Origin of the sequence: Micromonospora sp. NPDC023633 (assembly GCF_040640035.1) — a bacterium.
Taxonomy (GTDB): Bacteria; Actinomycetota; Actinomycetes; order Mycobacteriales; family Micromonosporaceae; genus Micromonospora.
This window is the reverse complement of sequence record NZ_JBFABB010000173.1, coordinates 1-11,018: the sequence shown is the minus strand read 5'-3', so window position 1 is coordinate 11,018 and position 11,018 is coordinate 1. Positions and strand designations below refer to the sequence as shown.

Annotated in this window: 2 protein-coding genes; both read left to right on the top strand. The window is 75.2% G+C overall.

All coding sequences use genetic code 11. The features are described 5' to 3' along the window. The first annotated feature begins 136 nt into the window (after positions 1 to 136). The gene (locus tag AB0G13_RS31665; RefSeq protein ID WP_357882381.1) at positions 137 to 1,450 is read left to right on the top strand and encodes a cytochrome P450; all 1,314 of its coding nucleotides are present in this window, start codon (positions 137 to 139) and stop codon (positions 1,448 to 1,450) included. Positions 1,451 to 1,506: 56 nt separating this feature from the next. Further along, positions 1,507 to 11,018: SDR family NAD(P)-dependent oxidoreductase (locus AB0G13_RS31660; RefSeq protein WP_357882378.1), on the top strand; the 9,512-nt coding region annotated here is incomplete at its 3' end.

Sequence of the window (11,018 nt, the reverse complement as noted above, 5' to 3'; positions counted from 1 at the left end):
TCGGCCTCGAACCCGGCCGCAGCCTCCAAGAACTCCAACAACGCATCCTCGAACACGACGCCAAAATCCAGATCCCCGCACTAACCCACTGACCCGCCCCGACGCCAACCACGATCACCTCCACGATTACCCGAGCGTGGACCGCCTGCGGGCAACATCAGGGGCGCGCGCGGTCCGCGACGCCTGGCGCATCGGAGGCCGACGGCGATTCCTGCTCTGCGACCACAGCGAGGACGACATGGCGAACAAGTGCCCGGCGCACGGGCATCAGATGCTGATGGACGACGACTACTTCGCGAGCCCGTACGCGGCGTACGAGCTCTATGCGTCACTGCATGAGAAGGGCACCGTCCACCGGACCTGCCTCGACGACCACGGTCCCGTGTGGCTGGTGACCGGCCACGCCGAGGTCTACTCCGCACTGCGCGACAAGCGCCTCGCGCGGCCTCGCGAGTACAGCAACGGGGACTTCAGCAGCAAGCGCTTCCCGGAGGGCGAGGCAACCGGCACGATCGTCACCCTCGACCCGCCGGAGCACACGCGGCTCAAGAAGATGATCAACTTCACCTTCCTCCCCCGTAACCTGGAGACCTTCCGCCCCCGGGTGCACCAGGTGGTCGAGGCCCGGCTCGACGCGATCGAGGCGGCGGGCGGCGGCGACCTGGTCGAGGAGTACGCGGCCATCCTGCCGATCACCATCGTCTGCGACGTGCTCGGCATCCGCGAGGAGTACCGCAAGGACCTGAAGCACTGGGCGGACCTGGTGTTCAGCGGCGACAACGAGACCAACGCGATGGTCCGCACGAAGATGTCGCACTTCATGAACATGGTCCGGGAGGAGAAGACGAAGGAGCCCGGCGAGGACCTCTTCTCGTACTGGATCCACGCCAAGAACGCCGACGGCGAGCCCGAACTCAACGTCTACCAGGTGATGGCCCTGGCCCTGCTGACGATGCTGGGCGGCTACGACACCACCGCGGGCATGATCGGCCGGGGCGCGCTGGCGCTGCTGGACAACCCGGAGACGCTGGAGCGGCTCCGCAAGGACCCGGACCTGTTCGACGTGGCCGTCGAGGAGCTGCTGCGCAAGCACGGCTCCGTGCACCACGGCTTTCGCCGCTTCGCCACCGAGGACCTGGAGATCGACGGCACGAAGATCGCCAAGGGCGAGACGGTGCTCCTGCACCTGACCGCGGCCAACAACGACCCGAAGCGGTTCCCCGATCCTGAGGTCCTCGACATCGACCGCGAGGACAAGGGGCACGTGGCGTTCGGCGGCGGCCCCCACTTCTGCTCGGGCTCGGAGCTGGCCCGGATGGAGACCACCATCGCGCTGCGTCAGCTCTTCACCCGTTTCCCGAACATCAAGCTCGCCGCGCCCCGGGAGTCGCTGAAGGTCCGGCGTAGCCCGCTGGTGCCCGCCCTGGTGTCCCTCCCGGTCACGGTCTGAGCGCTTCCCACCCCGGCCCGCATCGCAACTCCTGTCCGACAAGAGGTTGTTGAACCATGCCGCGTACCGATCTGCTCCAGCCCCTGCCCGAACTGCTCCGGACCAACGCCGAACGGTCCGGCAACCGGATCGCGTACGCCGATCCACGGCGGAGCGTGACCCACGCGGAGTTGGCGGTACGCACGGCGCGCCTCGCCGGCCACCTCGCCGATCTCGGCGTGTGGCCGGCGGACCGGGTCGTCGTCCTGCTCGACGGCGTCGCGGCGGTGGAGGGCGTCCTCGCCGTCGTCCGGGCCGGCGGGATCGCCGTGCCACTGGACCCGGCCCTGGACGACGCCGAGCTGGCCCGGCTGGTCGAGCACGCGGGCGCCGACGCGGTCATCACCGACGCGGCCAACGCGGCGCGGGTGTCGGTGTCGGTCCTCGTGGTCAACGGCGGAGACGACGGCGGGGCGCACTCGTTCGAGGAGCTGGCGACGACCGAACCGTCGTCGCCGCCCCAGGACGACGCCGGCCTCGACGACCTGGCGTTCCTCACCTACACGGCGGGGACGACCGGCCCCCGCAAGGGTGTGCTGTCCACGCAGCGCAACGCGCTGTGGCCCGCCGCCGCGGCGGCGTACGTGGCCGGACTCGGGTGCGCCGAGGACGACCGGGTGCTGTGGATGCTGCCCGTGCACGCCTGGTTCGGGCAGCTCCTCGCCGCCACCGCGGCGGGGGCGTCGGTACGGCTCGCGGGCGGCCTGTCCCCGGACGAGCTGCGGAGCGCGCTCGCCGTGCAGGGCAGCACCGTGCTGGTGGGCACCGGCGCGACGCACCGGGCCCTGCTGGACGCGCCGGGCCCGGACGCGCAGGGGGTACGGCTCGCGCTGGCCGTCGGCCCGGTGGACGCCGCGCTGCGCCGGCCCTTCGAGGCCGCGTTCGCCGCGCCGCTGCTCACCGGCTACGTGACCACCGAGACGTCCGGCCTGATCGCGGTGAGCTGGCCGAACGGCGACGCGGAACGGCGCTGCCTGCCCCTGCCGGGGCTGAGCGTGCGGGTGGTCGACCCCGGATCGGGCGCCGACCTGGGCCCCGGCCAGGAGGGCGAGGTCTGGGTCAGCGGCCCGAACGTGATGGCCGGCGGCTACCACGACCTCGCCGCCGAGACGGCCGAGGCGCTGCGCGGAGGCTGGTACCGCACGGGCGACCTGGCCCGCCGGGACGACTCCGGGCACCTCACGATCACCGGCCGGCTGGCCGACGTGGCCGAGGTCGGCGGCGAGCGGGTGCGGCTGGACCGCACCGACACCGTGCTGCGGAGCGTGCCCGGGGTGCGCGACGCGGCGACCCGGGCCTCCTCCGACGGACCCGTCGCGTACGTGGTCGGCTCCGACGTGGACGCCACCCGCCTGCTGGCGGCGTGCCGTGCCGAGCTGCCCGCCGCGGCCGTGCCGGTCGAGACGTACCTGGTGCGGGAGATCCCGCGCACCGCCCTCGGCGGTCCCGCGCGCCACCGGCTCGCCGAGCTGCCCGGCCGCCTGCTCTGCGTGGCCGGACCGCGGCACGACGCGCTGCACGCGCTCCGCTGGGAGCCGGCCGCCGCGCACGGGCAGGAGGCCGGCCCGGGCGCCTCCGTCACCCCGCTCACCTGGTCGGTGGCGGGCCCGCCCGAGCTCACCATGGGGCTCGCCGGCGACGGGCCGGCCGTCGACAGCTACGCCGACCCCGCCGCGCTGTCCGAGCTGCTGGCGCGGGCGCTCGACGAGGACCGGCCGGCGGACTCCCGCCTGGTCGTGCTGACCCGCGGCGCCGTCCACGGCGACGACGCGGCGGATCCCCGGCAGGCCGTCGCCTGGGCGGTGGCGCGGGCCCACCAGCTCCGCCGCCCCGGCCGGCTCGTGCTAGTGGATGCCGACGAGGTCACCGCGGACCTGCTGGGCGCCGCCGTGGCCGCCGGTGAGGACGTGCTGGCCGTACGCGCGGGCGAACTGCTCGTGCCCCGGTACGCGGCCGTCCCCGCCCGGCCCGGCGACGCGCCGCTGCGGGGTACGGTCGCGCTCGTCGCCCGCTCGTACGACGCGACGCTGGCCCGCCACCTCGTGGCGGCCCACGACGTACGCGACCTGGTCCTGGTGGGGCCGGACGACGTTCCCGCCGGCGCGCCAGCCGAGCTGGCGGCCCTCGGCGCCGGGACGACCGTGCACCCGGGCGTGCCGTTCGACCGGGTGGCGCTGGCGGCCGTGCTCGCCGACCGGCCGGTCACCACCGTCGTGGCGGTGGACCTCACGGCCGAGGAGCTGCTGGCCCTGCACGAGGCGACGCCCGGGCACGCCGGCACCGCGCTCGTGCTGCTCTCCGGCGACCGGGACACCGCCGTCGCCGACGCGCTGGTGCGGCACCGCCGCGCCCGCGACCTGCCCGGCGTCTCCGTGGCGTGGAGCGCGCCCGGCTTCGCCGAACTGCCCGTGGCGCGACGTGCCGCCCTGCTCGACGCCGCGCTGGCGGCGGGCGAGCCCTGTGTGGTCGCCGCGCGTCCCGTGGTGGCCGCCGAGGTCGACCCCGAGGGCACCCGGGCCGCCCTCACCGAGCGGCTGCTGGCGGTGCCGGAGGCCGACCGGCTCGGCCTGCTGCGCGACGTCGTGCGGGCCGCCACCGTCGAGGTCCTGCGGGACCAGGCGCCCGCGACGATCGAGGTCGAGACGCCGTTCCGCCAGCTCGGCTTCGACTCGCTCACCGCCGTGCAGCTGCGGAGCCGGCTCTGCGCCGTGACCGGCCTGAACCTGCCGGCGAGCCTGGTCTTCGACTACCCGACCCCCGACATCGTCGCCAGCCACCTGCTCGACGCCCTGGGCCTGGGCGTGGCCGACGCGGAACCGACCGCCGTCGAGGCCCACGACGACACCGAGCCCATCGCGATCGTCGGCATGGCCTGCCGCTACCCCGGCGGCGTCGCCTCCCCGGACGACCTGTGGCGGGTGGTCGAGGGGGGCGTGGACGCGGTCGGCGAGTTCCCGACCAACCGCGGCTGGGACCTCGCGGCGCTGTTCGCGGGTGACGGGCCGGGCACGTGCAGCGCGACCGCCGGCGGCTTCCTGTACGACGCGGACGAGTTCGACGCGGAGTTCTTCGGCATCAGCCCCCGCGAGGCGCTGGCGATGGACCCGCAGCAGCGGGTGCTGATGGAGACCGCGTGGGAGGCGCTGGAGCACGCCGGCATCCCGCCGGCCTCGCTGCGCGGCAGCGACACCGCCGTCTTCACGGGCATGCACGTGCAGGACTACGGCCGGCTCGGGCACAGCGAGGACGACGGCGTCGACGGCTTCCTCATCACCGGCACCCACGGCAGCGTCGCGTCCGGCCGGATCGCGTACGCCCTGGGCCTGGAGGGCCAGGCGATGACCGTCGACACGGCCTGCTCGGCGTCGCTTGTCGCCCTGCACCTGGCCGTACGCGCGCTGCGCTCCGGCGAGTGCGCGATGGCGCTGGCGGGCGGGGTGACCGTGATGTCCGGCACGGACACGTTCACCGAGTTCTCCCGGCAGAACGGCCTCTCCCCCGACGGGCGGTGCAAGGCGTTCTCCGACGACGCCGACGGCACCGGCTGGGGCGAGGGCGCCGGCGTGCTGGTGGTCGAGCGGCTCTCCGACGCCCGGCGCAACGGCCACCGGGTGCTGGCCGTCGTCCGCGGCTCCGCCGTGAACCAGGACGGCGCCTCCAACGGCCTCACCGCCCCGAACGGGCCGTCGCAGCAGCGGGTGATCCGGGCGGCCCTGGCCAACGCCGGCCTGACGCCCGACCAGGTGGACGCCGTCGAGGCCCATGGCACCGGCACCACCCTCGGCGACCCCATCGAGGCCCAGGCCATCCTGGCCACCTACGGCCAGGACCGCGAACGACCGCTCTGGCTGGGCTCGCTGAAGACGAACATCGGCCACACGCAGGCCGCCGCCGGCGTCGGCGGCGTCATCAAGATGGTCCTCGCCCTGCGCCACGGGCTGCTGCCGCGCACCCTGCACGTCTCGGAGCCGAGCCGCAAGGTGGACTGGTCGGCCGGGGCGGTGGCGCTGCTGACCGAGCCGGTCGCGTGGCCCGCCGGCGACCGTCCGCGCCGGGCCGCCGTCTCGTCCTTCGGCATGAGCGGCACGAACGCGCACGTGATCATCGAGGAGCCGCCCGCCGCCCCGGAGGCCACCTCCGCCCCGGACGCCACCCCGGCCGGCGCGCCGCCGGTGCTGCCGTGGCTGTTGTCGGCCCGCTCCGAGCCGGCCCTGCGGGAGCAGGCCCGCCGGCTGCACGACCACCTCGCCGACCGGCCCGAGCTGTCGGTCGCCGACGTCGGTCGGTCCCTCGTCACCACCCGGGTCACCTTTGGCCACCGGGCCGCCGTCACCGGCGCCACCCGGCAGGACATGCTCGACGGCCTCGCCGCCCTCGCCGCCGGTGGGAGTGCGCCCGACGTGCTGACCGGCACCGCCGGCTCCGGCGGGCTGGCGTTCCTGTTCACCGGTACGGGTGCCCAGTACCTCGGGATGGGCGCCGAACTCGCCGCCGCGTACCCCGTCTTCGCGAGCGCCTTCGACGAGGCCTGCGCCGAGCTGGACCGGCACCTCGACCGGCCGGTACGCGAGATCATCCGCAGCGACGACCTGCACCGGTTCGCGTACACGCAGCCCGCCCTGTTCGCCTTCGAGGTCGCCCTGCACCGGCTCGTCGAGTCGTGGGGCATCCGCCCCGACTTCGTGGCGGGGCACTCCCTCGGCGAGCTCTCCGCCGCGTACGTCGCCGGCGTCTGGTCACTCGCCGACGCCGCGAAGCTCGTCGCCGCCCGCGCCACGCTCATGGCGGCCCTGCCGCTGGGCGGCGCGATGGTCGCGGTCCAGGCCACCGAGGAGCAGGTCACCGCGTACCTCGGCGACCAGGTCGGCATCGCCGCCATCAACACCCCCACCGACCTGGTCATCTCCGGCGACGAGGCCGCCACCCTCGCCGCCGCCGAGCAGCTCGCCGCGCTGGGGCACAAGACCAAGCGGCTGCCGATCCCGCTGGGCGCCCACTCGCACCTGATGGACCCGATGCTCGACGACTACCGCGCCGTCGCCGAGTCCATCACCCACCACGAACCCCGCATCGGGCTGATCTCCACCGTCGACGGACGACCGCTGCGCTCCACCCCCGAGCACTGGGTCAACCAGGTCCGCCGGGCCGTCCGCTTCCGCGACGCCGTCTGGAACCTCACCACCGACCACCACGTCGACACCTTCCTGGAGATCGGCCCCGACACCGTCCTCGCCACCACCACCGGCGACGCCACCGGCATCGCCACCATGCGCCGGGGACAACCGGAGACCCACACCCTCGCCAGGGCCGTCGGGCACCTCTTCACCACCGGCACCGCCCCCGACGCCGACGCCTACTTCCCCGACGCCCGGCCCGTCGAACTGCCGACGTACCCGTTCCAGCGCAGGTCGTACTGGCTGCGGCCCGCTGGCGGGGGCGACGTGGGCGCGGCCGGCCTCACCGCGGCACGCCACCCGCTGCTCGGCGCGGTGCTGGGCGTCGTCGACACCGACCGGCTCGTGCTCACCGGGCGGCTCTCCCTGCGCGAGCAGCCCTGGCTGGTCGACCATGCCGTCCTCGACACGGTCCTGCTGCCCGGCACCGCGTTCCTCGAGCTGGCCGCGCACGCCGCCGAGCACACCGGCAGCGGCACGATCGAGGAACTCACCCTCCAGGCCCCGCTGACGATGACCGAACAGCAGCGGGTCAACATCCAGGTGTGGGTCGGCCGACCCGACGAGCAGGGCCGCCGCGAGTTCGGCGTGTACTCCCAGCCGGCCGGGCACACGCCGGGCGCGGAGTGGACGTGCCACGCCTCGGGCACGCTGGCCGACGCACCCGCGCCGGCCCCGGTGGCGGAGGAGTGGCCGCCGCCCGGCGCGGAGCCCGTCGATGTCGGCGACTTCTACGGCTGGCTGCTGGCGCGCGGCTTCTGCTACGGCCCCGCCTTCCAGGGCGTCCAGGAGGTGTGGCGGCGCGGCGACGAACTGTTCGCCCGGGCCACCCTGCGCGCCGAGGACGAGCCGGCCGCCGTGCGCTACGGCGTACACCCGGCGCTGCTCGACGCCGCCATGCACCCGCTCGTGCTGCACGTCGCCGGCGGCGGGGACCAGGCCGGCCGGGCGTGGCTGCCCTTCTCCTGGCGCGGGGTGCGGCTGCACCGCCGAGGGGCCTCGGCGCTGCGGGTCCGGCTGACCCCGGCCGGCGAGAACACCCTGCGGGTGAGCACCACCGACGACGACGGCAACCCGGTGCTGAGCGCCGACGCGGTCGTGGTCCGCCCGGTCACGACGAACGGACTGGCCGGCGCGAGCGGCCCCGCCGCCGCGCTGTACCGCACGGACTGGGTGCCCGTGAGCGCCCCGACCGGCACCGGCACGCCCGACGTCGAGGTGTTCCGCGTCGAGGCGGGCGACACCGCCGACGCCGTACGGCGGTCCCTGTACGACACGCTGGCGACGGTCCAGCGGGCCGCGGCCGGCACCGCGCGGCTGGCCGTGGTCACCCGCGGCGGCGACCTCGCGGGCGCCGCGGCGTGGGGCCTGGTCCGCTCCGCCCAGACCGAGCACCCGGACCGCTTCGTCCTCGTCGAGACCGACGGCACCGACAAGTCCGAGCGCGCCCTCGCCGCCGCGCTCGCCACCGGGGAGCCGCAGCTCGCCATCCGCGACGGGGCGCTGACCGTGCCGCGGCTCGCGCGGCACGCCTCCGCCGCCGCCGAGCGCCGGCTGTTCGACCCGGCCGGCACGGTCCTGATCACCGGCGGCACCGGTACGCTCGGCGCCGCGCTCGCCCGTCACCTGGTCACCCGGCACGGCGCGGAACACCTGCTCCTCGTCTCGCGGCGCGGCGGAGACGCGCCCGGCGCCGCCGAGCTGACCGAGGAGCTGGCCGCCCTCGGCGCCACCACGGTCGACGTCGTCGCGTGCGACACCGCCGACCGCGAGGCGCTGGCCGCGCTGCTCGCCGGGCTCTCCCGGCCGCTGGCGGGCGTGGTCCACACCGCGGGCGTGCTCGACGACGGCATCCTGGAGTCGCTCACGCCCGAACGTGTCGACGCCGTCCTGCGGCCCAAGGTCGACGCCGCGCTCCACCTGCACGAGCTGGCCGGCGACGTCGAGCTGTTCGTGCTCTACTCCTCCGTCGCGAGCGTCATCGGCACCGCCGGGCAGGCGAACTACGCGGCGGCGAACGCGTTCCTCGACGGCCTGGCCGTACAGCGACGGGCCGCGGGCCGGGCGGGACTCTCGCTGTCCTGGGGCCTGTGGGCGCAGGAGAGCGAGATGACCAGCCAGCTCGGCGAGGCCGACCTGGCCCGGATCGCGCGCGGCGGTCTGCTCGCGCACAGCGTCGAGGAGGGGCTCGCGCTGTTCGACGCCGCGTGCCGCTCCGACGAGGCGCACCTGACGCCCGTCACCATCGACGTCGCCGCGGTACGCGCCGCGCCGAACGCCGCGCCCCCGCTGCACGGCCTGGCCAGGGTGCCGCGGCGGCGGCAGACCGCGACCCGCCCGGGCGCCACCGCGCTGGCCCGCGAGCTGGCCGGCCGCAGCGAACAGGAGCAGCGCGGACTGCTGCTCGACATCGTGCGTACGCAGGTCGCGACCGTGCTCGCCCAGCCGGACGTGGACGCCGTCTCCGTATCCGAGCCGTTCCGTCAGCTCGGCTTCGACTCGCTGATGGCCGTCGAGTTGCGCAACCGGCTCAACACCGCGACGGGCCTGCGCCTGCCCGCGACGTTGACCTTCGACTACCCCACCCCGGAGGTCCTCGTCGAGTACCTGCGGGGCGAGCTGGGCGGCCGGGAGGAGGAGCCGCGACCCGCCGCCGCGACGGTCGCCGCCCGACCCACCGACGAGCCCATCGCGATCGTCGGCATGGCCTGCCGCTACCCCGGCGGCGTCACCTCGCCGGACGAGCTGTGGCAGCTGCTCGTCGACGGCCGCGAGGGCATCACCGGCTTCCCGACCGACCGTGGCTGGCAGCTGGACACCCTGTTCGACCCCGACCCGGACACCCCCGGCACCAGCTACGTCGACCAGGGCGGCTTCCTGCTCGACGCGGCCGGGTTCGACGCGGAGTTCTTCGGCATCAGCCCTCGCGAGGCGCTGGCGATGGACCCGCAGCAGCGGATCTTCCTGGAAACCTGCTCGGCGGCGCTGGAGAACGCCGGCCTGCGGCCGGACGCACTGCGCGGCTCACCCACCGGCGTCTTCGCCGGCCTCATGACGCACGACTACGCCGCCGGGGCGAGCGCGGTGCCCGACGGTGTCGAGGGGTTCTGGGGCACCGGCACCGCCGGCAGCGTCGCCTCCGGCCGGGTGGCGTACACGTTCGGGCTGGAGGGGCCGGCGGTCACCGTCGACACCGCCTGCTCGTCGTCGCTGGTCGCCCTGCACCTCGCCGTGCAAGCGCTGCGCTCCGGCGAGTGCTCACTCGCGCTGACCGGCGGCGTGACCGTCATGTCCACGCCCAGCCTCTACGTCGAGTTCTCCAGGCAGCGAGGGCTGTCGCCGGACGGCCGCTGCAAGTCGTTCGCCGCCGCCGCCGACGGCACCGGCTGGGCGGAGGGCGTCGGCGTACTGGTGGTCGAGCGGCTCTCCGACGCACGGCGCAACGGCCACCGGGTGCTCGCGGTGGTGCGTGGCTCGGCGGTGAACCAGGACGGCGCCTCCAACGGGTTGACCGCCCCCAACGGGCCCTCCCAGCAAAGGGTGATCCGCGCCGCGCTCGCCAACGCCAGCCTGACGCCCGACCAGGTGGACGCCGTCGAGGCCCACGGCACTGGCACCACCCTCGGCGACCCCATCGAGGCCCAGGCCATCCTCGCCACCTACGGCCAGGACCGCGAACAACCGCTCTGGCTGGGCTCACTCAAGTCCAACATCGGCCACGCCCAGGCCGCCGCCGGCGTCGGCGGCGTCATCAAGATGGTCCTCGCCCTGCGCCACGGGCTGCTGCCGCGCACGCTGCACGTCGACGAGCCGTCCCCGAAGGTGGACTGGTCGGCGGGCTCGGTCGCGCTGCTGACCGAGGCGGCCGAGTGGCAGCCGAACGGCCACCCGCGCCGCGCGGGGGTGTCCTCGTTCGGCGTCAGCGGGACGAACGCGCACGTGATCATCGAGGAGCCGCCCGCCGCCGCCCCGGAGGCCGCCGCCGGCAGCACGCCGCCGCCGGTGGTGCCGTGGCTGTTGTCGGCCCGCTCCGAGCAGGCCCTGCGCGACCAGGCCCGCCGCCTGCACGACCACCTCACCGCCCACCCCGACCTGGCGGTCGCCGACGTCGGCCGCTCCCTGGCGGGCCGGGTCTCCTTCACCCACCGGGCCGCCGTCGCCGGGGCCGACCGGCAGGAACTCCTCGACGGCCTCACCGCGCTGGCCGCCGGCGGCAGCGCCGCCAACCTGGTCACCGGCACCCCCGACACCGGCGGCCTGGCGTTCCTGTTCACGGGTCAGGGGGCGCAGCGGTTGGGCATGGGCGCCGAACTCGCCGCCGCGTACCCGGTCTTCGCCGCCGCGTTCGACGACGT